Raw genomic sequence first — 20,870 nt, 5'->3', positions numbered from 1 at the left:
CACGCCATAACATGCAGACACTTGCCGCAAGCTTTCCCGTGCTGACCGTCATGGTCCTCGTTCCCCTCGCGGGAGCGCTCCTGCTCGCCCTCATCCCGCCGCTGCGGGCTCAGGCGCGCGCCGTCGGGCTCCTGTTCTCCCTGGCCACGCTGGGCGTGGGCGTGTGGGCTGCCACGCAGTTCGACGTCGCCCAGGGCTCGGTCATCCAGCTCGCTGAGACCCACTCCTGGATCGCATCCATGGGCGTGTCCTGGGCCCTGGGAGTCAACGGCCTGGGCCTGGCGATGCTCCTGCTGGCCGCCTTCCTCACCCCGATCGTCCTGCTCGCCTCCTGGGGCGAGGTCCCGGCCGACCGCCAGGGACTGTTCACGGGCCTGGTCCTGGTCCTGGAGGCCTTCGTCGTCGTCATCTTCGCCGCGCGCGACGTCGTGCTGTTCTACATCTGCTTCGAGGCCATGCTCATCCCGGTGTACTTCCTCATCGGGCGCTTCGGCGGGCCGAACCGCCGTCGGGCGGCCCTGAAGTTCTTGCTGTACTCCCTGGCTGGCGGACTGGTCATGCTGATCGGTGTCGTCGCCCTCTACGTCTACGGGCCCGGTGGCGAGGGTGCCTACCTCCTGGACAACCTCGTCGGCAACATCAACGCCTCGACCACGGTGACGCGCTGGATCTTCGTGTCCTTCTTCATCGCCTTCGCGATCAAGGCTCCGATGGTTCCGCTGCACACCTGGCTGCCGGACACGGCCGAGCAGGCCACTCCGGGCACCTCCGTGCTGCTGATCGGCGTCCTGGACAAGATCGGAACCTACGGCATGATCGCCCTGGTCCTGCCGCTCTTCCCCGAGGCCTCGCGCTGGGCCGCTCCGGTGGTGCTGGTTCTGGCCGTCATCGGCATCCTCTACGGAGGCCTGGCTGCCATCGGGCAGGACAACCTCTACCGGCTTATCTCCTACACCTCGATCAGCCACTTCGGCTTCATGGTGCTGGGCATCTTCGCGGGCTCCTCGGTGGCGGCCACCGGTGCCATGGTCTACATGGTTGCCCACGGCCTGTCGATCGCCGGTCTCTACCTCGTCACCGGCTTCCTCGCCCGCCGCACCTCAACCGTCCAGATCAGTGAGCTGGGAGGGATGGCCCGTGTGCTGCCCCTCGTGGCAGGCACCTGGCTGGTCTCGGGCCTGGCCTCCATCGCGCTGCCCGGCCTTTCCGGCTTCGTTCCTGAGTGGATGGTGCTCACTGGCACCTTCTCCCAGTCCGTGGCCCTGGGCGTGGTCGCGGTCCTCGGCGTCATCATCGCCGCGGTCTACGTGCTGCTGCCCTACCAGCGTGTCTTCACCGGTGCTCCGGCTGCCGACCGCGTGGGCAGCACGGACCTGGACGGACGCGAGAAGCTCGTCCTGGTCCCCGTCATCGCCGCCATGCTGGCCCTGGGACTGGCGCCGGCGCTCCTGACGGACTCGCTGGAGAGCGTGGCTGACCAAGTCTCCACGACGATGAGCCAGGCCGACGTCCCGGTCGCCGCCTCCGCCGTCGTCGCCCCGACCTTCTCCGAAGGGATCACCAAGTGAGCGTCACCGCCCCGACCATCTCCTGGGCCGGACTTTCACCGGTCATCGTCATCCTGGGGGCAGCCGTCCTCGGCATCCTCCTGGAGGCCTTCGTGCCCCGTAAGGCGCGTCTGGCCTGCCAGACGGGCCTGGGCGTGCTGGCCATCGTCGGATCGGCCGTTGCCCTGGCAGCCCGCTGGGACGCCGTGCGCGACGGCTCCGGAAGCGCGCTGACGCCGGGCTTCAACGAGGACCCCTTCGGCGTGGCGGCCCAGGGCGTCATGCTCGTCATCGGTCTGCTGGCCATCCTGGTCATGGCGGACCGCACCAGCGCCGGCGACGGCGCCTTCGCGGCCCAGGCTGCGGACCGTCCCGGAAGCGCTGAGGAGGCCGAGTCCCTCCACGCCGGCTGGATGGGTACCGAGGTCTTCCCGCTCATGCTCTTCTCGCTGGGCGGCATGATGCTCTTCCCGATGGCGAGCGACTTCATCACGCTCTTCGTCATGCTGGAGCTCATCTCCCTGCCGCTGTACATCATGGCCGCCACCGCGCGTCACCGCCGCCTGCTCAGCCAGGAGGCCGCCATGAAGTACTTCGTGCTGGGCGCCTTCGCCTCGGCCTTCATGCTGCTGGGCTCGGCCTTCCTCTACGGCTTGACCGGCCAGGTCAGCTACTCCGCCGTGGCCCAGGCGCTGGGTGCCGGCGGGGTGGAAGGCATGGACTGGCTCGCGCTGGCCGGTGTGGCGCTGGTGACGGTCGGTCTGCTGTTCAAGATCGCCGCCGCGCCCTTCCACGCCTGGAGCCCGGACGTCTACCAGGGCTCGCCGACCCCGGTGACGGCCTTCATGGCCGCGGGCGTCAAGGCGGCCGCCTTCCTGGCGCTGCTGCGCTTCTTCTACGTCGCGGGCGCCGCGCTGTCCTGGGACGTGGCTCCCTTCCTGTGGACCGTCTCGATCCTGACCATGTTCGTGGGAACGGTCGTGGGTATCGTCCAGGGTGATATCAAGCGCATGCTCGCCTACTCCGCGATCGCCCACGCCGGCTACATGCTCATCGGCATCGTCGCGCTCAACCAGGCCGGTATCCGGGCGCTGCTCTTCTACGCCCTGGCCTACGGCGTGGCGACTGTGGGTGCCTTCGGCGTGGTCACGCTCGTGCGGGTGGACCACGACGGCGCCGCGGGCCCGGAGGCCACCGACCTGGAGGCCCTGACCGGCCTGGGGCGGCGCTCGCCGTGGCTGGCGCTGTCGCTGACGGTCTTCCTGCTGTCCTTCGCGGGTATCCCGCTGACGGCTGGTTTCATTGCCAAGTTCGAGCTCTTCGTCGCCGGTATCGGTGGCGGGGCCACCTGGCTCGTCATCGCCGCGGTTGTCTCCTCGGCTGCGACCGCCTTCTTCTACATGCGGGTCATTGTGCTCATGTTCTTCCGTGAGCCGGCCCAGGACCGCGTGGTCGTGGTGACCTCCAACGGCCTGTCCTCGACCGCGATCGGTGTGGCGGTCCTGCTGACCATCGCCCTGGGCGTCGTACCCCAGACGGTGCTGGCCACGCTGGGCAACGCCGCTATGCTCGTGCCGTGATCGGTACGTTCCCGCTGGATACCCCTGAGCTCGAGGGCCGGATCTCTCCGGCCCTCGAGGCCGTTGAGACCAGGCTTCTCCAGGTCGTCAACAACGCCGACGAGACCATCAACCCGCCCACCTCGCACCTGGCTGAGGCCGGCGGCAAGAGGTTGCGGCCGGTGCTGACCCTCCTGACCGCTCAGCTCGGCGACCCGCAGACGGCCACTGGGGAGAAGGTGCGCGACGCCGGTGTGGCGGTGGAACTGACGCATATCGCCACGCTCTACCACGACGACGTCATGGACGACGCCCCGCTGCGCCGGGGTGCGCCCAGCGCCCAGACGGTCTGGGGCAACTCCGCGGCGATCCTGACCGGCGACGTCCTGGTGGCGCGCGCCTCTCAACTCGTGGCGGCGCTGGGCCCGGAGGCGGTGCTGGCGCACGCCAAGACCTTCGAGCGCCTGTGCATGGGCCAGCTTCACGAGACCCTGCCCCGCCCGGTCGGCACGGACCCCGTGGCGCACTACATCCAGGTCCTGGCGGACAAGACCGGCTCGCTCATTGCGGTCTCGGCCCGCTACGGCGCCATGCTCACCGAGGCGGGAGAGGAGACCGAGAGGATCGTCGAGGAGTTCGGCGAGAAGATCGGCGTCGCCTTCCAGCTGGCCGACGACGTCATCGACCTGACCAGCGACTCCGAGACGACGGGGAAGACACCGGGCACCGACCTGCGTGAGGGAGTGGAGACCATGCCGGTCCTCCTCCTGCGCCAGGCGCTGGCTGCCGGCGAGCTCGACGCCGCCGGGCAATCGATCCTGTCGACCCTGTCCAGCGGCGACCTCCAGGATGACGCCGTGCTCGGCGACGTCGTCGCCCGCCTGCGCGAGCACCCGGTGCTGGCGCGCACCCGCGAGATGGCGATGGCCTGGGCCGACCAGGCCGTGGCGGTCCTGGGTGGGCTGGAGGAGACCGTGGTGACCGGTACGCGTGAGCGTCTGGCGGCGGCCGGGACCCAGGGGGCCCAGGCCGAGGCAGCCGTGGCGGACGCGCGCGTGCGCGTGGGGCAGGTGCGCGAGGCGATGGAGCAGTTCGCCCGGCTCCTGGTTGACCGCGCGGCGTGAGGTGCGTCCCGTCCCCTGGGTAAGGACGGCCTTGGTCCGTAGACTGTGCGATGGCCTGCGCCGTCGTCATGCCCTGAGTGGGGCCTGAGGCGGCGCCGGCGAGATTCGTACCCGAGGTCAGGAACCAAGTCACCGTGAGCACACGTCCCCTGTCAGTAGCCGTCATCGGTGCCGGCCCCGCCGGTATCTACGCTTCCGACATCCTGTCCAAGTCCGGGCTGGACGTGAGCATCGACCTGTTCGAGCGCCTGCCTGCTCCCTACGGCCTGGTGCGCTACGGCGTGGCCCCGGACCACCCGCGCATCAAGCAGATCATCGTGGCGCTGTACAAGATCCTGCAGCGCGGGGACATCCGGCTCATCGGCAACGTGGAGGTCGGCCGCGACATCTCGGTGGCCGAGCTCCACGAGCACTACGACGCCCTCATCTTCTCCACCGGCGCGGACACTGACGCACCCCTCGACATCCCCGGCATCGACGCCCCGGAGTCCTACGGCGGCGCCGACTTCGTGTCCTGGTACGACGCTCACCCCGACCACCCGCGCACCTGGGACCTGTCCGCCCGCGAGGTGGCGGTCATCGGCGTGGGCAACGTGGGCCTGGACATCGCGCGCGTGCTGGCCAAGCACCCTGAGGACCTCATGACCACCGAGATCCCCGCCAACGTGGCCGAGGTCCTCAAGACCTCACCGGTCACTGACGTGCACGTCTTCGGGCGCCGTGGCCCGGCCCAGGTCAAGTTCACCCCGCTGGAGCTGCGCGAGCTCGGCAAGCAGCCCGACGTCGACGTCACCGTTGACGAGGAGGACTTCGAGTACGACGCCGGAAGCGAGGAGGCGCTGCGCTCCTCCAACCAGCAGCGTCAGGTCGTCAAGGCCCTGGAGGGCTACGCCATGCAGGAGCCGGAGGACCTGACTGCCTCCCGCACCATTCACATCCACCTCTTCCAGGCTCCCCACGAGGTGCTGCTGGACGAGGACGGTCACGTGCGCGGCCTGCGCACCGAGCGCACCCGCCTGAACGGGGACGGCACCGTCTCCGGCACGGGGGAGTACCGCGACTGGCCCGCCCAGGCCGTCTACCGCGCCGTTGGCTACGCCGGCAGCCCGATCGAGGGGCTGCCCTTCGACCAGGCCCGTCACGTCATCCCCAACGAGGGCGGGCGCGTCATCGGGGAGGACGGCAACCCGCTCACCGGTGTCTACGCCACCGGGTGGATCCGCCGCGGGCCGGTCGGCCTCATCGGCTCGACCAAGTCCGACGCCCAGGAGACCATCTCGCACCTGGTGGAGGACGCCCACGCCGGCCTGCTGCACGCCACGACCGACGACGAGTCGCAGGTGGGGCACGACGCCCTACTGGCGCTGCTTGAGGGCCGCCAGGTGCCCTACACCACCTGGGAGGGCTGGGAGCTGCTGGACGCCTACGAGCGTGAGCTCGGCCAGGCCTACGGCGAGGTCGAGGTCACGGGCGGGGCCTTGAAGCCGCGCGAGCGCGTCAAAGTGGTCTCCCGCGAGGCCATGACGGCGATCTCCCGCCAGGAGCAGGTGCCCTGCGACCTCATCGGCCAGCCCGATCCTTCTCGGGTCCCGGAGCGTGTGGCCCACCGCCTGTCGGAGGGCTCGCAGGGCTGAGCGCAGCCCCGTCTTCGCGGCGTGCCTCGGTGCTGCGGGTGTGTCTGAAACCTGTGGCGGCGTGTCTTGCTGGCGGAGGCGGGACGGACCCAGAGGACTCCCAGGTGGCGTCCATACAATCGCGCCATGACCGGTACCGACCACCACAACGGGCTCAAGACCGCCGTGCTTATGGGCGGGCTGTGGAGCCTCCTGCTGCTCATCGGCTGGCTGCTCGCCCAGGGCACCGGCTCCAGCGTCTGGCTCTTCATCATGCCGGCGATCGGCGTGGCCCAGACGGCCTACACATACTGGAACTCTGACAAGCTGGCCGTGCGCTCGATGGGGGCCATCGAGGTCACGCCCGAGCAGCAGCCGGTGATGTACGCCGTCGTGCGTGAGCTGTCCACCAAGGCCGGCCAGCCCATGCCGCGGCTGTACGTGGCCCCGACCATGAGCCCCAACGCCTTCGCTACGGGACGCAACCCTGAGCATGCCGCGGTGTGCTGCACGCAGGGCATCCTGCAGCTGCTCAACGAGCGCGAGCTGCGAGGCGTGCTGGGCCATGAGCTCTCCCACGTCTACAACCGGGATATCCTCACCGGCTCCGTGGCCGCCGGGATCGCGGGCGTTATCTCATCGGTGGCGCAGATGGTGCTGTGGTTCGGGGGAGGCCGGGACCGGAGGGACTCCAACGTCTTGGTCCTGCTGCTCATCTCGATCCTGGCCCCACTGGCTGCCACGCTGACTCAGTTCGCCGTCTCCCGTACCCGCGAGTACGACGCCGACCATGACGGCGCCGTCCTCACCGGTGACCCGCTCGCGCTGGCCAGCGCGCTGCACAAGCTGGAGACCGGCGTGGCGGCCGCGCCGATGGCTCAGGAGCCGCGGCTGGAGCCTGTCAGCTCCATGATGATCGCCAACCCCTTCGGTCGCTTGCGCAGCCTGTTTGCCACGCACCCTCCGATGGACAAGCGCATCGCGCGCCTGGAGCAGATGGCGGGCTACTGACGCGTACGGCTGCGGCCCCGGACACCACAGTGGTGTCCGGGGCCGCAGCCGTGTCACGCGTGGCCTGTGGCAGCCAGGACCGCCGGCCTGCGGCAGGCAGACCGGGGGGGGCAGCTCAGCGGTAGTTGACGAACTGGAGGGGGACGTCGACGTCGAGCTCCTTGAGCAGGACGATCACCGCCTGGAGGTCGTCACGAGACTTGGAGGACACGCGGACCTCGTCGCCCTGGATCGTGGCCTTGACGCCCTTGGGACCCTCGTCGCGGATGGCCTTGGTGACCTTCTTGGCGACCTCCTGGGTCAGGCCCTCCTTGAGCGGGCACACTAGCTTGTAGATCTTGCCTGAGGGCTTGGGCTCCTTATCCCCTAGGTCGAGGGCCTTGAGGGAGACTCCGCGCCGGAAGAGCTTGGACTGCAGGACGTCGAGCACGGCCAGGACCCGCTCGGCGGAGTTGGCCTGCAGGGTGATGGTGTCGCCTGCCAGCTCGACGCCGGCGTCCACGCCGCGGAAGTCATAGCGCTGGGAGATCTCCTTGGCGGTCTGGTTGACGGCGTTGTCCACCTCCTGGCGATCCAGCTTGGAGACGACGTCAAAGGAGGAGTCAGAGGCCATGTCCGTCCTGTCCTTTCTGTGGGCGAGGTGAGCGCGGGCGCTAGGCCCGCTGACCTGGCGAAGGCGGCGGCCGCCGTCGGACAGGCTGTGAGCAGGGTCCTACGCGTGCGATTGGCGTCCCGGGTACCGGGCTTGCTATTCTTCCACGGCACCGAACAGCGATCACCTGATCGATGAGCGGAGCAAGGCGGGTTGCCCGAGCGGCCAATGGGAGCTGACTGTAAATCAGCCGCGGAATGCTACGGGGGTTCGAATCCCTCACCCGCCACGATGATCGCCAGGTCAACAGGCTTGGTGATGATCTCCGCCCTCACGGGGGCGGGCCGCAGTGAGCGAAGCCACGCGGAGCCGGATTGCGAGAGTAAAACGGATCTGCTTAAGATTCCGCTCGTTGCCCCGATAGCTCAGTCGGCAGAGCGTCTCCATGGTAAGGAGAAGGTCAAGGGTTCGATTCCCTTTCGGGGCTCTGACACTGCGGGGGCCAAGCGGCCCCCATTGTGTTGATATGGCGAGGTAGCTCAGCTGGTTAGAGCGCACGACTCATAATCGTGAGGTCGAGGGTTCGAGTCCCTCCCCCGCTACGCAAGGTTTCGAGCAAGGCGCCCACCGGCTCGAGGATCAATCAGAGGAGAGACACGTGGCTAGCAAGTCCAGCGACGTTCGCCCCAAGATCACTCTGGCTTGCTCGGAGTGCAAGGAGCGTAACTACATCACCAAGAAGAACCGTCGGAACACCCCCGACCGGCTCACGCTGAAGAAGTTCTGCGCCCGTTGCGGCAAGCACACGGAGCACCGCGAGACCCGCTGAGTCTTCTGGCTCGACCCGGTAGCATCCGGGCATGAGCATGAACCCCGCCGACCCTGCGTCGGCGGGGTTTCGTCATGCTCATGCCCGTGGCGAGGGCGTTCCGGCGCCTCGTGATCGCGCGCTGGCGCAGGTGATCTCTTCGGTCCTAGGGCGTTGTGGGGACGAGGCGCTGCCCCCAGGCGGGGTGGAGCGCGCGGCGCGGGACGCCGTGAGCTACCTGCGTCCCGCCCTGGAGCTGCTCCGTGATCTGCGCGGCAGTGACCGCCTCGTCTGGGACGGCCTGGTCCACCGGCGCCTGCGGCTTGGCCCGCCTGCGGCGGGTCCGGCTCGGTCGACGGCGCAGCCACGGCTGGTGACCGCCCGGCGTGGTGGGTGGGAGCTCACCGAGGTCACGGCGACGGCCTGTGGGTGGCAGACCACGATCTGGCTGGCTCGTCGGGACGGTGATTCGCCTCGGCTGCAGGAGGTCTCGCCCCGCGCTGGCACCGTGCCGAGCCGGATGGGGGATGCGGGGCACAGGCTCCTCGTGCGCGATGAGGACGTGTGGACCTGGGTGAGCGCGAGTGGGGATGACAACAGGATTCATCTGGAGCCAGGAGCGGGGCGAGGGATCGGGCTCACCGCCCATGACGGCGTGGTGGTGCACGGAATGCTTCTGGCGGCCCTGAGCCTGGCGCTCGTCCCGGCCCGGGACGGCCTGGACGCGCGTCTGGTCGCCCCGGTCGTCGTCGACGGCGCGGCTGAGCTGCGGGCCTCGCCCAATGGGGACCTGTACGGGGCTGACGGGCTGGTGCTGCGCCGTCGATCCTGACCGGGCCTCGCAACGGCCGCGAGGTGACGGCGAGACGGCAGCGCTGATGCTGAACCGGGCGGGCCATAACGTCTGCCTGTCAATAGGGTAGGCTCTCGCAGGTCTGTCATCCCCTCCCGCGCGGCCACGAGGTCCTCAGTTGTGGTGAGCGACCGCACAGCGTGTGTGCGCGGACAGTGATATACAAGGACGGTCGTTCAATCATGGACGATCTTGAGGCGAAGGAGTATGACATGACCAGCGCGCACGGGACCTCGGAGCGGGCCTCACAGGGCGATGCTGGGTCGGCGACGGTGACCGGCTGCGGGCAGGACCTCGCCCCGAGCCAGGAGGCGGCCGAGACGGGCTCGTGCGGCCAGGAAAGCGCCCCACCGGCGCAGGCCTGCGGGCAAGAGAGTGCCGGCTCCTGCGGTCAGAGCTCACCCCGCCTGCTCGACGCCCAGGAGATGGCCGCGTGGCGCGCCTTCCTGGCCGCCTCCATCGGTGTGACCGCAAGCCTCAACCACGAGCTGGAGGCCGGCGCCGGTATCTCCATGTATGAGTACGAGATCCTCGTGCGCCTGTCCGAGGCTCCCGACCACAGCCTGAGGATGTCCGCCCTGGCTGACCACGTCTCCCACTCCCGCTCGCGTCTGACCCACACGGTGGGACGGTTGGAGAAGGAGGGCTACGTCGAGCGCAGCTCGTGCTCCTCGGACCGCCGCGGCGTCAACTGCCACCTCACGCCTGCTGGCTTGGACTTCCTGCGCACCGCGGCCCCGATCCACCTCGACGGCGTGCGTCGCCACCTCATCGAGCGGCTCGACCCCGCTGAGCTGGAGCAGTTCACCTCGATGCTGACGGCGCTAGCCGACCCCGACGAGCAGCTGTGATCCCGGAGCCGGTAGCAGGCCAGCCAGCTCGGGCCACACGGTGCCCAGCGCGGGCAGGAGCGGCAGGCTGCCAGCTCCCGGCTGCTGCCAGGACTGGCCGCTGGGCTCCAGCCTGACCCACTCCAGCCGCGTCGACTCGCCGTCGACGGCAATCAGCCGGTCCCACGCCGGATCGGCCGGCGCCTGGGCAACGAAGGTGGAGTAGCGCCACGCACCGTGCTCCTGCACCTGTGCCGTCCCCAGGTGGAGCACGCGCGCCGGCAGGCCGGCCTCCTCCTCGCACTCACGCAGGGCAGCCTCGGCGGCCGTTTCCCCGTCGGCAACGGCGCCCCCTGGCAGTCCCCAGGTCCCGCCCTGGTGGGTCCAGCCGGCGCGCAGCTGAAGGAGGACCTCGATGCCATCGTGGACCGCCTGGCCGGCGCTGCCCCTGCGGACCGGCTCGGGGCGTGCCGCTCGCCAGACCAGGAGCCCAGCCGCTCCGTTCATGCCCCAGTGCCGCGAGCCGCAGGTGCACTCCACCCAGCCGTCGCCCAGGTGTCGCAGGCCGCCAGGACCCGTCAGCCTCAGCACAGCGCCCGTGCCGGCTGGGATGTCGTCATCAGTGGCGACGTCGTCACGGGTGCCAGGGAGTGCGTCTCCCGGTAGGGAGGGGTCATGGCTGGACTGCCTGGACCGATCAGCGGCGTGGGCCAGGCAGCGAGCGATCCAGGAACGGGTCTGCTCCGGCGCGACCAACTCATCCACCCATCCTCGGGACACAGCGTTCTGCCCGGTCTGGCCCTCCAGCGTGTCCTCAATCAGCGAGCGGCGCAGCTCCTGCACGTCCTCACCATCCTGCCGCGCCTGGCGCAGCCGGCGCCGGTGGATGAGGTCGACGGCGCTGGAGGCGTCCATGACGCCGATGCGCGCGCCGGGCCATACTCCGGTGCGTCCACCAGCCAGTCCCCGGGAGCCGAGCCCGACGTAGGCGCCGCCATAAGCCCGGCGGGTCACCAGCGTGAGCAGAGGACCGGCCTGGGCCTCATAGCTGGCGTAGGCGGCCACCACCCGTGCTCCCTGCCGCACCGTTCCGGCTTCCTCAGCCTCGATCCCAGGCAGGAACCCCGGGGTGTCCACGATCGTGAGCAGTGGTAGCCCCAGCCGGGAGCACAGCTCAAGGTGCTCGGTGAGCTTCTGGGAGGAGAGAGGATCAAGCGAGCCGGCCAGGACCGCGGGCTGGGTCGCCACGACGCCGATCGGGACCCCCTCCACGCGTGCCAGGGCGGTCACCACATTCGGCGCCCAGGCCTCACGCAGCTCGATCAGCTCCCCGCGGTCCGTCAGCCGCCGCAGCAGCGAGCGCACGTCATAGGGCTCGGCGAGGTCGGCAGGGACAGTCCGGGCGGTGAACCGGTCCCCAGGAGTGACCTGGGTGCCGGCACCCCCGGTGCGCAGCGGCAGCGCCGGTCCCCGGTCGGTGGCGACCGGGGCCATGCTCACCAGACTCCGGGCAGCCTGCCAGGCGGCAGACTCATCCGGGACCGTCAGGTGCGCGGTGCCAGCACGGCGGGCATGGAGGTCGGCGCCGCCCAGGGCCTCGGGGTTCGTGCGCTCGCCGGTTGAGGAGGCCAGGACCGCAGGACCGGTGAGGAAGACCTCGCCAGCTCCCTCCACCATGACGAGCAGGTCCGTCAGCGCCGGGGCGTACGCCGCCCCTCCGGCCGCCGGTCCCAGGACCAGGCCGAGTTGGAGGGTGCGCCCGCGCGCGCGGGTCTCGGTTGCCAGGATGAGGCCGACTCCGGCCAGCGCGTCCACACCCTCCTGCACGCGGGCCCCTCCGCCGTCGAGCAGGCTGATGACGGGAATGGTGCGGCTGGCGGCCTGGTCGATGAGCCGCGCCACCCTCCGGGCCCCGGCCAGGCCGATGGTGCCTCCCAGGACGCTGGGGTCCTGCGCCCATACGGCGACCTCACGCCCCTCCAGCCGCGCCCAGGCAGTAAGGACGGCGTCCTCGTCCACGAGCTGGTGCAGGCTGTCAGGGTCAACCAGCTCGGCCACGCGCTCGGCGGCGCTGGGACGATAGCGTCGGGGCGCCGGTGTGACCCGCGCGCCGGCCGATCCTGCCTCGGTGGTGGGGGAGAGGGCAGCCACCGGCTCGCTCGCGCGCTCGCGGGTCAGGCCGTCCGGGACCAGCCGGGCCAGGACCTCGCCTGCTCGAACGGTGCGCCCGGCCTCCATGGCAGGCTCGGCCGGCTCGATCGTCCCGCTGCCGGGGGCGGGCACGGGAAGCCGCATCTTCATGGCCTCAATGACCGCGACGCTCTGGCCGGCACTGACGGGACCGGGCCGGGCCGCCATGACCAGGGTTCCAGCCATGGGCGCGCGCAGCGCGGTCACGGGTACGGCAGGGGCGGGGGCCGCCTTGGCTGGTTCAGGAGCCTCCTGCGGCAAGCCGGCGCCCGCGGCGTCGGGGCGCAGGTGCTCCTCGACCCAGCGCGTGGTGACGCGATAGTCCATGGGCTCACGCATCTCCGGATCGGCGAGTGCCTGGCGCAGCAGAGGAACCAGCGTGGCCGGTCCCTGGACCTCAACCTGCTCCAGCGCTGCGTCCAGGGTGGCCAGCGCCTCCTCGCGGCTAGCGGCGGTGGCGGATACCAGCGCAAGCGGCTCGGAAAAGGCGGGTTGGGGCGCGTCGCCTGGGTAGGTGCCTCGCTCCACCCGCAGGCGTGGCAGGCTCGGTGGGCGGTGCGAGGCCACCTCGGCGCGCTCATCGGGCGTTGACAGAGGGATCGAGAGGGCGCGTAGCGCCACCTGGGAGGGCAGCAGCGTGTCTGGGTCCTCGGCGTACAGGCGGGCTTCGACGGCGTGCCCGTCCACGCGCAGGCGCGTTCCGGCGCCGCGGCTGGAGGGCAGCGGGCTTCCCCCGCAGGTTGCCAGGACCTCATCCAGGTCGCCCCCCTGAGCCAGGACCAGCTGGGCACGCACGAGGTCCATGCCGCTGACCTCCTCGCTCACTGCGTGCTCAACCTGGAGGCGGGCGTTGACCTCCAGGAGCACGGGCGTGCCAGCGTGGGGTAGGAGGAACTCGCAGGTCGCCACACCCTGCAGCCCCGCCGAGCCCAGCACCAGGCACGTCCAGTCCTCCAGCTCCTGGACCAGGTCCTCAGCCAGGAAAGGCGCAGGAGCCTCCTCCATGATCTTCTGGGCCCGACGCTGCAGCGAGCACTCACGCGTGCCCAGGGTCATCACCCCGCCTGCGCCGTCGGCCAGGGCCTGGACCTCAATGTGCCTGGCGTTGGGGACGTCAGCCTGAAGAAGGAGGGGACCCAGGCCCGCCAGGCTCTGCCAGGCTCTCCGCAGCTGGCCGGCGCTGGACCCAGGCAGCGGGAGCACTCCGCGACCGCCCCCGCCGTGGACCGTTTTGAGCATGGCGGGCCCCGCCACCTGGGTGGCGGCCTGGGCGAGCTCTTCCAGGTTCGTGACCGGGCCGAGTGTGAGTGGCACCGGCACCGAGAGCTCTGCGGCTCGGCGTGAGAGGGCCAGCTTGTCCGTCACCAGCTCCAGTGCCTGTGGGCTAGGGCCCACCCAGGTCAGTCCTGCCTCCAGGCAGGCGCGTGCCAGGGCGGCCGACTCGGCAGCGAAGCCGACTCCGGGGTGGAGCACGCTCGCCCCTGTCTGCCTGGCGGCGGCCAGGAGGGCAGGGACGTCGTCATAGGAGGGGACCTCGGCGGCGTCGTCGAGCAGGCTCAGCCAGCGGGCGTCACGTTCGGTCTGGGTGAAGACCCCGACGGGGCTCAGGCCGTGCCGGCGGGCGCTGCGGGCCACACGCGCCGCCGTGGTGGCACGCGCGGCCACGAGCAGGCGAGTCACGGGCGTGCCTCGCGCGAGGCCGGTGCGTCAAAGGCCGCCGGCTGCGTGCCCGGCGTGCCGGCGCCGAGGTCCCACAGGTCCGTCCAGGTCACGCCGAGCTCGCAGACCAGGCGGCGCAGCAGCGGCAGGGACAGCCCGACCACGCCATGCGGATCACCCTCAACCCCCTCGATAAAGGCTCCTCCCAGGCCGTCGATCGTGAAGGCGCCGGCGCACCACAGCGGTTCCTGAGTGGCGATGTAGGCCTCGATCTCCGCCTCGGAGGGGAAGGCGAAGTGGACGATCGTGGAGGACACGCCCTCCACGCTCTCACCGTCACGGCCACGGATGACGGTGTGACCGGTGTGCAGCACCCCGATGCGACCGCGCATGGCCAGCCAGCGCTCGCGGGCTGCCTGCGGGCTGCGCGGCTTGCCGATCACCTGGCCGTCGATCTCCAGCATGGAGTCGCAGCCCACCACGATCAGCGCCGGGTCGCCGGCCAGGTCCTCCGGGCTGAGCGTGGAGGCGACTGCGTGAGCCTTGGCCCGTGCCAGGGCCTGGACCTGCTCGGCAGGACCCGGTGCAGGAGCCCCGCTCCGGGCGGCAGCGGCAGCGAGCTTGGTGAGCACCGCCGGCTCATCAACCTCGGAGACCTGGACCCGTGGGGTGATCCCAGCGGCACGCAGGGTAGCGAGGCGACCGGCTGACTTCGAGGCGAGGAGAATCACGGCCCCAGCCTAGTGAGGGGCTGAGACATCCTCGGCGGCGTGAAGGTGGGCCACTAGGGTCAGGGTGTGCACCACTCCTGCCCGACTGACCCGGATGAGCCTGACGCCCCGGCGCGCACTGCCGTCCAGGAGCTGACCGGGCGGCTGGCAGGGCACGAGGCTGCGCCGCGCGCTCCTCGTCACGTCCTGGTCCCACGCACCGGGTCAACCAATGACGACCTGCGCTCGGCGCTGACGGGCGTGGACGGCCTACTGGACCTGCGAGCGGCCCGTGCCTGGCCGCACCTGTCCAGCCTGCGAGCCGTGGAGCAGACGGCGGGCCGAGGCCGAGGCGCACACGTGTGGACCACCCCGCCGCGTGGTGCGCTGACCATCTCCTTCGTGCTGCGGCCCGTGGTGCCCCTGGACCGCCTGGCCTGGCTGCCGCTTCTGGCCGGCCTGGCGATCCACGACGCCTTGACCGAGGACGCCTGCCTGGCCCAGCGCGGCTGGAGGGTCGCCACGAAGTGGCCGAACGACGTCGTCCTCCTTCCTGCGCCTGAGAGCACCTGTGCCGGCCTGGACCAGGTGCCTGGCTGGGGGCGGGCGCGCAAGGTGGCCGGGGTCCTCACGGAGCTCGTCCTGCCTGCCGAGGCACTGGGGAAGGCGGATGACGCCTGGCGCCCGCAGAAGCGGGACCAAGCGCCCGCCGTCGTCCTGGGCATCGGGCTCAACGTGGGTCAGCGCCCGGAGCAGCTGCCGGTGGACTGGGCGATCTCCCTGGCGGCTGCCGGCTGGCAGGTGGAGGTTGAGGAGGTGGCGCAGCGCCTGGCCGCTCACCTGGCGCGGCTCGTGGACCAGTGGGAGGCGGACGACGGCGACCCGGACCGCCAGGGCCGGCACGCGGGCCTGGGTGGGCGGCTGCGCGAGGTGTGCTGGAGCCTGGGCCGGCGAGTGCGTGTGCGCACCCCCGCCGGGGTGGTGCGTGGCGAGGTGATCGACCTGCGCCCTGGCCTCGTGCTGCGAGGCGCGCAGGGCGAGGTCCTGGTCCAGGCCGGTGACGTGGAGGAGGCTCGGGAGGGCGAGTAGCCCGGGTGAGCGTTCTCATGTGATCTGCGCTACTGTTGCGTGGTGACTGACCAGCCTGAGCCCCACCAGCCCGTAGGAGGCGGGCCCCGCATGCCTTCCCGTCCGCAGACCTCAGACCTGCCGGAGACGCCCTCACCCGGCATCGGTGCCTGTGCCCCTGACCGTGTTGGCGTTGATGGAACTGCGCCGCACCCGGCCGCCTGGGACACGATCAGCGGTCACGAGAAGCGGTTGCTCGGGGCCGTGCCCAGCCTCACGCTCCAGCAGGTGGCTCAGGAGGCCGGGACCGGCGTGGAGCTGGCGCGCCGCTTCTGGAGGGCGATGGGCTTCGCTGACGCCCAGCCGGACGCCGTGCGCTTCACTGAGGCTGACGTCGAGGCACTGCGGGCTCTGGCCGAGGTGGTTGGCCTGGGTGGGCAGGCCTCGCAGGACGGTTCAGGATGCGTCGGCGGCCAGGGGGCTGTTGGCGGCCTGGCCACCTCCAGCGCACTGGAGATGCTGCGTGCCCAGTCCTACACGATGGACCGCCTGGTCTTGTGGCAGCTGGAGACCCTCGTCTCCGACGTCGCCCAGCGTTACGACCTTGATGACACCTCGGCCCGGCTCGTGGCGCTGGACCGGATCGAGGAGCTGTTAGAGCCGCTGCGCACCCAGCTCGACTACGTCTGGCGCCGGCACCTGACGGCCCTGCTCTCGCGCACCGAGTCCGAGGTGGCCAAGCGCGGCAAGGAGGAGGCCGGGCCGGACCTGTACCCGCTGACTCGCTCCCTCGGCTTTGTCGACATCGTCTCCTTCACCCAGCGGGCCCAGACCATGGGGCGCACGGAGCTGGAGACCATGCTGACGGACTTCGAGAACACGGCGCGCGACGTCGTGACCTCCCGCGGCGCCCGCGTGGTCAAGACCATCGGTGATGCCGTCATGTACATCGCCGACGACGTGACGACCGCTGCCGGAGTCGTCACCGCCCTGGTCGAGGAGCTTCAGCGCGGGCCGGAGATGATTCGGGTGCGTGCCTCCTTGGTACAGGGGCGGGTGGTCTCGCGCTCGGGGGACGTCTTTGGCCCGCCGGTCAACCTCGCCTCCCGTCTGGTGGACACCGCTGAGCCTGGCGGGATCCGCATGGATGAGCCGACCGCCCGCGCCATCATGCGCGGGCCCCAGGCGCAGCGCTACGTGGTGCGTGAGTGCCACGAGGTGGTGGCCAAGGGGCTGGGCAACATCGTGCCCTGGTCCCTGGAGCGGGCTGGCGGCGGACGCTGACGCCCTTGTGGTCGCCTCGCGACCGGGTCGGTTCCTCCCCTGCGGGGGAGCTGAGAGGGCCACGGTGCGAGACGGCAGTCACAATTCATCCGCCCGGATGATGACGTGAGGGCTTTCAGTCGCCTACGATCCGTAGGTATGACGACTGTGCTTCTTGTCGAAGACGATCCGGCCATCTCCGAGCCGCTGGCTCGCGCCTTCGGGCGTGAGGGCTACGAGGTGCGCGCCCACGGCACCGGCAAGGGCGCCCTCGCCGAGGTCGCCGACGCTGACATCATCGTGCTGGACCTGGGACTGCCTGACATCGACGGCCTGGACGTGGCCCGTCAGGTGCGGTCCCAGGGGCTGACCACCCCCATCCTCATGCTCACGGCGCGCTCGGAGGCCACCGACCTCGTCGTCGGCCTGGACGCGGGTGCCGACGACTACGTGACCAAGCCCTTCCGCCTGGCCGAGCTGCTGGCGCGTGTGCGCGCCCAGGTGCGCCGCGCCTCGGGCGAGCCCACCGAGGAGGACCTGAGCGTCGGGGACGTGCGGGTCGAGGTCGCGCAGCACCGCGCCTTCGTCGGCTCGCGTGAGCTGCAGCTGACCACGCGTGAGTTCGAGCTCCTGCGGGTGCTCGTGCGCGCCGGCGGTGCCGTGACGGCCAGCGAGGACATCCTCAAGGAGGTCTGGGGCGAGGACCCGACGGCCAGCCAGCAGGCGCTGGACATGCACGTGACCTGGTTGCGTCGCAAGCTTGGCGACGACGTCGAGGCACCTGCGCTGCTCGTGGCGGACGCCGGAGGCTACCGACTGTCCGTGTGAGTCCTGGGCCTGTGGCTCCAGCTTGATCGACTCAGCGCCCCGGCCCCGGTGGGGTCGGGGCGCTGTGCTCCCCACGACCGGAAGGAAGGCTGACCACCGATGCGACGTCGTGCCATGCAGATGACCATGGGGGCGGTCCTTGTTGCCGTCCTCATCCTCGGTGTGCCCCTGGGCGGTGCCTGGGTCTCCCTGGCCATGCGCTCGATGCGGGACTCCGAGGACCGCGTGCAGGTGGTGGTCACGGTGATCCTCACGATCGTGGCGCTGACGGCCGTGGCCCTCATCGCGGCCTATATCGTGGCCGCGCGCGCCTCCCGGAGGATCTCGGCGCCGCTGATCTACCTGGCGGCTGAGGCGGAGCAGCTGGGCAGCGGCCAGGTGCGTCCACGCCTACGACGCTCAGGGATCGAGGAGATCGACCTGGTCCAGGCTGAGCTCGTGCGATCGGCTGAGCGCGTGGCCGGGCGCCTGGCGGCAGAGAGGCAGTTCGCCTCGGACGCCTCCCACCAGCTGCGCACGCCCCTGACCTCGCTGAGCCTGCGCCTGGAGGAGATGGAGCTGCTGGCAGGGGACGAGGAGACCCGGGCGGAGGCGCGTGCCTGCATCGAGCAGGTCGACCGGCTGACCGGGGTGGTCCAGGACCTCCTGCGGGTCTCGCGGCGCACCGGCGGTGGGAGCACCGAGGCGCTGCACCTCAGCGACGTCTTTGACCAGCAGCGGGAGGAGTGGGAGCCGGCCTTCCAGGCTGCCGGGCGCGAGATCGTGCTGCGGGACGAGGTGGGGCTGCCGGTCCTGGCGACCCCCGGCTCCCTGGCGCAGGTCCTGGCCACGGTGATCGAGAACTCGCTGCGCTACGGGGCGGGGACCACCTCGGTCAGCGTGCGCAGCGCCAAGGGCGGGCACGGCGTCTTCATTGACATCGCTGACCAGGGCGAGGGCGTCAGCGACGAGCTGGCCCCGACCGTCTTCGAGCGCTCGGTCTCGGGCCACGGCTCCACGGGGGTAGGCCTGGCGCTGGCCAAGGACCTGGTGGAGGCCGACGGCGGGCGGATCGAGCTGTCCCAGCGTCGCCCGCCGGTCTTCTCCGTGCTGCTCAACGCCGTGCCCAAGAGTCTGGACCCCAACAAGGTCCTGCCGCAAGGGGCCCTGGTGAGCGTGGGGCGCCGTCGTCGTTTCTGAGCACGAGAGCCCGATCTCCTGGCCAGGCGGCCGCCGTGCCTTGACCTCTCCCCGTCCCGACACCCGCAGAGAGCGCCTCATGAGCACCACGACGCATGCTGACCCCGCCCAGGCAGCCATCAGCATCTCCGGCCTGACCAAGCGCTACGGCTCCGTCTGCGCCCTCGACGGCCTCGACCTCCACGTGGCCCCTGGCGAGGTCCACGGCCTCCTGGGCCCCAACGGCGCCGGCAAGTCCACCACGATCAGGATCCTGCTGGGCATCCTGCGCCAGGACCGCGGAACCGTGCGGCTGCTGGGAGGCGACCCCTGGAGGGACGCGGTGGAGCTGCACCGCCGCCTGGCCTACGTGCCTGGCGACGTCGAGCTGTGGTCGGGGCTGACCGGAGGCGAGGCGATCGACCTGTTCACCTGCCTGCGTGGCGGGGTCGATACCCGGCGCAGGGATGAGCTCATCGAGCGCTTCGAGCTCGACCCCCCCCGCAAGAAGGGACGGACCTACTCCAAGGGAAACCGGCAGAAGGTCGCGCTCATCGCAGCGCTCGCCTCTCCCGTTGAGCTGCTGCTCCTGGATGAGCCAACGGCGCAGACGCGATGCCCGCTGAGCTGCTTCAGCTGTTTGGGGAGCGGAGGGAATCGTGGACGGCTTCCTCGGCTTCATGGGCGTCTTCATGTCCGTCATGATCTCGGTCTTCGCCATCCTCGCCGTCCAGGGCCTCAAGGCTGAGGAGCAGGGGCGTCGCACCGAGCCCGTGCTCTCCGTGGCGGTCTCGTGTGCGCGATGGATGGGTGCATGGGTCGTGGTCGCCGGTGCCGGGAGCCTGTGGCTGACGCTGGTGTGCGGCCTGGGCACGGCCGTGGGCGCCGTCGCCGCGACCGGTCAGGGCGGGCTGTGGTGGCCGGCACTGGTGAGCGTGGTGGTCCACGTACCGGAGTCATGGGTGCTGCTGGGAGCCGGCCTCCTGCTCTACGGCGTGGCCCCGTGCCTGGTGGGGCTGGTCTGGGCGCTGGAGGTCTACGGGGCGATGCTGACGGTGTTCGGGCAGATGATGGGGCTCGACGACGCCGTGCTGGCCACCTCCGTCTTCCACCACATCGGCCAGTACCCGGCTCAGGAGGTCTCTTGGGGCGCCTTGGCCCTCATGACGGTGGTCGCCGCAGCCCTGGTGGGGGCGGGGATCGTGGGCCTGCGCCGTCGTGACCTCATGACCGCGTGAGGCTGGTTCGACGACGAGGCCTCGTCTGCCGCGCGTGGCGTGGGCAGGCGAGGCCTCGTGGCCAGCCGCGGCTCAGGCGCCTGCGCGCCTGGCCTTGAGCCTGCTGACCAGGCCGGAGATGATCATCGGCAGCAGGGAGACGAAGACGATCGCCAGGATCATCATGTCGATGTTCTCCTGAATCCAGGTGATGTTGCCCAGGAAGTAGCCCAGCCACGTGATGCCGAAAGCCCAGAAGGTCGCTCCCAGGAGGTTGAAGCCCAGGAAGTGGCGGTAGTGCATCTTGCCCACGCCTGCCATGACGGGGGTGAAGGTACGCACGATCGGCACGAACTGCGCCAGGGTAACCGCCTTGCCACCGTGGCGGGCGAAGAAGGCACTGGTGCGCTCGACGTACTCCTGCTTGAACAGACGCGAGTCCGGTTTGTTGAAGATCGCGGGGCCGGCCTTGTGACCGATGAAGTAGCCGGTCTGGTTACCGGCGATGGCTGCCAGCCACACCAGCGGCGCAGCGATCCAGATGTGGACCGGGACCCCCTTGGTCGGGTCGGCCTCGCCCATGGCCACGAACATCCCCAGCGTGAACAGCAGGGAGTCACCGGGCAGGAAGAAGCCGACGAGCAGCCCGGTCTCGGCGAAGATGACGAGCATGACGCCGAGGATGGCCCACGGGCCGATCCATCCGACGAAGGTGGTGATGATATTGGCCGGGTCCAGCCAGTCCGGCCCGAGGGCGGGAGCAGGCATAGTAGGTAGGGACGAGGCCAGGTTGGTGGCCAGGGCTGTGGCAGCTGCGAGTGAGGTCACGGGGCCAGGCTA

At 70.4% G+C, this 20,870-nt stretch carries 18 protein-coding genes and 3 tRNA genes; 17 read left to right on the top strand and 4 right to left on the bottom strand.

Annotated elements, in window-relative coordinates; translation table 11 throughout:
- The first annotated feature begins 11 nt into the window (after positions 1-11).
- The 5 genes from CYJ26_RS03775 (at position 12) to htpX (ending at position 6,854) form a co-directional block, all read left to right on the top strand.
- Positions 12-1,568, top strand: coding sequence for an NADH-quinone oxidoreductase subunit M (locus tag CYJ26_RS03775; protein ID WP_006548984.1), 1,557 nt, complete (start codon positions 12-14; stop codon positions 1,566-1,568).
- The gene (gene nuoN, locus CYJ26_RS03770) at positions 1,565-3,127 is read left to right on the top strand and encodes an NADH-quinone oxidoreductase subunit NuoN (protein ID WP_101637974.1); all 1,563 of its coding nucleotides are present in this window, start codon (positions 1,565-1,567) and stop codon (positions 3,125-3,127) included. The genes CYJ26_RS03775 and nuoN overlap by 4 nt, the downstream gene beginning before the upstream one ends.
- On the top strand, positions 3,124-4,230 hold the full coding sequence (locus CYJ26_RS03765) for a polyprenyl synthetase family protein (RefSeq protein WP_006548986.1): 1,107 nt from the start codon (positions 3,124-3,126) through the stop codon (positions 4,228-4,230). The genes nuoN and CYJ26_RS03765 overlap by 4 nt, the downstream gene beginning before the upstream one ends.
- A 134-nt stretch (positions 4,231-4,364) precedes the next feature.
- The gene (locus tag CYJ26_RS03760) at positions 4,365-5,864 is read left to right on the top strand and encodes an FAD-dependent oxidoreductase (protein ID WP_101637973.1); all 1,500 of its coding nucleotides are present in this window, start codon (positions 4,365-4,367) and stop codon (positions 5,862-5,864) included.
- A 126-nt stretch (positions 5,865-5,990) separates the two neighbouring features.
- A complete protein-coding gene (gene htpX, locus CYJ26_RS03755; protein ID WP_006548988.1) occupies positions 5,991-6,854 on the top strand; it encodes a zinc metalloprotease HtpX in 864 nt (287 codons plus the stop codon).
- Between the two features lie 115 nt (positions 6,855-6,969).
- On the opposite strand, the gene CYJ26_RS03750 is transcribed toward htpX, so the two are convergent.
- Positions 6,970-7,467 carry a YajQ family cyclic di-GMP-binding protein gene (locus tag CYJ26_RS03750; RefSeq protein ID WP_101637972.1) on the bottom strand — a complete coding sequence of 166 codons (498 nt, stop codon included), beginning with the start codon at positions 7,465-7,467 and terminating at the stop codon, positions 6,970-6,972.
- A 186-nt stretch (positions 7,468-7,653) separates the two neighbouring features.
- Here CYJ26_RS03750 and CYJ26_RS03745 point away from each other — a divergent pair.
- From CYJ26_RS03745 to CYJ26_RS03720, 6 genes are all read left to right on the top strand, one after another.
- Positions 7,654-7,735, top strand: a tRNA-Tyr gene (locus tag CYJ26_RS03745).
- Between the two features lie 125 nt (positions 7,736-7,860).
- Positions 7,861-7,933: transfer RNA gene (locus CYJ26_RS03740), tRNA-Thr, on the top strand.
- Between the two features lie 41 nt (positions 7,934-7,974).
- Positions 7,975-8,048, top strand: a tRNA-Met gene (locus tag CYJ26_RS03735).
- A 56-nt stretch (positions 8,049-8,104) separates the two neighbouring features.
- On the top strand, positions 8,105-8,275 hold the full coding sequence (gene rpmG / locus CYJ26_RS03730) for a 50S ribosomal protein L33 (protein ID WP_006548990.1): 171 nt from the start codon (positions 8,105-8,107) through the stop codon (positions 8,273-8,275).
- A 31-nt stretch (positions 8,276-8,306) separates the two neighbouring features.
- Positions 8,307-9,086 carry a hotdog family protein gene (locus CYJ26_RS03725; RefSeq protein WP_145990759.1) on the top strand — a complete coding sequence of 260 codons (780 nt, stop codon included), beginning with the start codon at positions 8,307-8,309 and terminating at the stop codon, positions 9,084-9,086.
- A 233-nt stretch (positions 9,087-9,319) separates the two neighbouring features.
- Entirely contained in the window at positions 9,320-9,958 is a 639-nt protein-coding gene (locus tag CYJ26_RS03720; RefSeq protein ID WP_244902012.1) for a MarR family winged helix-turn-helix transcriptional regulator, read from the top strand.
- On the opposite strand, the gene CYJ26_RS03715 is transcribed toward CYJ26_RS03720, so the two are convergent.
- A complete protein-coding gene (locus CYJ26_RS03715; RefSeq protein WP_101637969.1) occupies positions 9,932-13,807 on the bottom strand; it encodes a carboxyl transferase domain-containing protein in 3,876 nt (1,291 codons plus the stop codon). The two genes, CYJ26_RS03720 and CYJ26_RS03715, sit on opposite strands and share 27 nt — an antisense overlap.
- Positions 13,804-14,517: a Maf family protein gene (locus CYJ26_RS03710; RefSeq protein ID WP_048683452.1), complete on the bottom strand. Its 714-nt coding sequence runs from the start codon at positions 14,515-14,517 to the stop codon at positions 13,804-13,806. The genes CYJ26_RS03715 and CYJ26_RS03710 overlap by 4 nt, the downstream gene beginning before the upstream one ends.
- Positions 14,518-14,583: 66 nt before the next feature.
- On the opposite strand from CYJ26_RS03710, the gene CYJ26_RS03705 reads away from it, so the two are divergent.
- The 6 genes from CYJ26_RS03705 (at position 14,584) to CYJ26_RS03680 (ending at position 20,051) form a co-directional block, all read left to right on the top strand.
- Positions 14,584-15,585 carry a biotin--[acetyl-CoA-carboxylase] ligase gene (locus tag CYJ26_RS03705; RefSeq protein ID WP_244902011.1) on the top strand — a complete coding sequence of 334 codons (1,002 nt, stop codon included), beginning with the start codon at positions 14,584-14,586 and terminating at the stop codon, positions 15,583-15,585.
- Between the two features lie 90 nt (positions 15,586-15,675).
- Complete coding sequence (locus CYJ26_RS03700) at positions 15,676-16,848, top strand: adenylate/guanylate cyclase domain-containing protein (protein ID WP_024035872.1); 1,173 nt, start codon at positions 15,676-15,678, stop codon at positions 16,846-16,848.
- Positions 16,849-16,986: 138 nt separating this feature from the next.
- Entirely contained in the window at positions 16,987-17,655 is a 669-nt protein-coding gene (locus CYJ26_RS03695; protein ID WP_006548998.1) for a response regulator transcription factor, read from the top strand.
- Positions 17,656-17,754: 99 nt separating this feature from the next.
- Positions 17,755-18,834, top strand: a complete 1,080-nt coding sequence (locus CYJ26_RS03690; protein WP_048683457.1) for a sensor histidine kinase — start codon at positions 17,755-17,757, stop codon at positions 18,832-18,834.
- A 79-nt stretch (positions 18,835-18,913) separates the two neighbouring features.
- A complete protein-coding gene (locus CYJ26_RS03685) occupies positions 18,914-19,561 on the top strand; it encodes an ABC transporter ATP-binding protein (RefSeq protein ID WP_219619530.1) in 648 nt (215 codons plus the stop codon).
- Positions 19,506-20,051: a hypothetical protein gene (locus tag CYJ26_RS03680; RefSeq protein ID WP_180950840.1), complete on the top strand. Its 546-nt coding sequence runs from the start codon at positions 19,506-19,508 to the stop codon at positions 20,049-20,051. Before CYJ26_RS03685 ends, CYJ26_RS03680 begins: the two co-directional genes overlap by 56 nt.
- A 72-nt stretch (positions 20,052-20,123) precedes the next feature.
- Here the strand turns inward: CYJ26_RS03680 and CYJ26_RS03675 are convergent, their stop codons facing one another.
- The gene (locus CYJ26_RS03675) at positions 20,124-20,798 is read right to left on the bottom strand and encodes a VTT domain-containing protein (RefSeq protein WP_024035143.1); all 675 of its coding nucleotides are present in this window, start codon (positions 20,796-20,798) and stop codon (positions 20,124-20,126) included.
- Positions 20,799-20,870 lie beyond the last annotated feature (72 nt).

The sequence above is a fragment of the Actinomyces urogenitalis genome, from assembly GCF_002861525.1.
In the GTDB taxonomy this organism is placed as follows: domain Bacteria; phylum Actinomycetota; class Actinomycetes; order Actinomycetales; family Actinomycetaceae; genus Actinomyces; species Actinomyces urogenitalis.
Note: the sequence above shows the minus strand (reverse complement) of the source record. Positions and strands in the feature narration are given on the sequence as shown.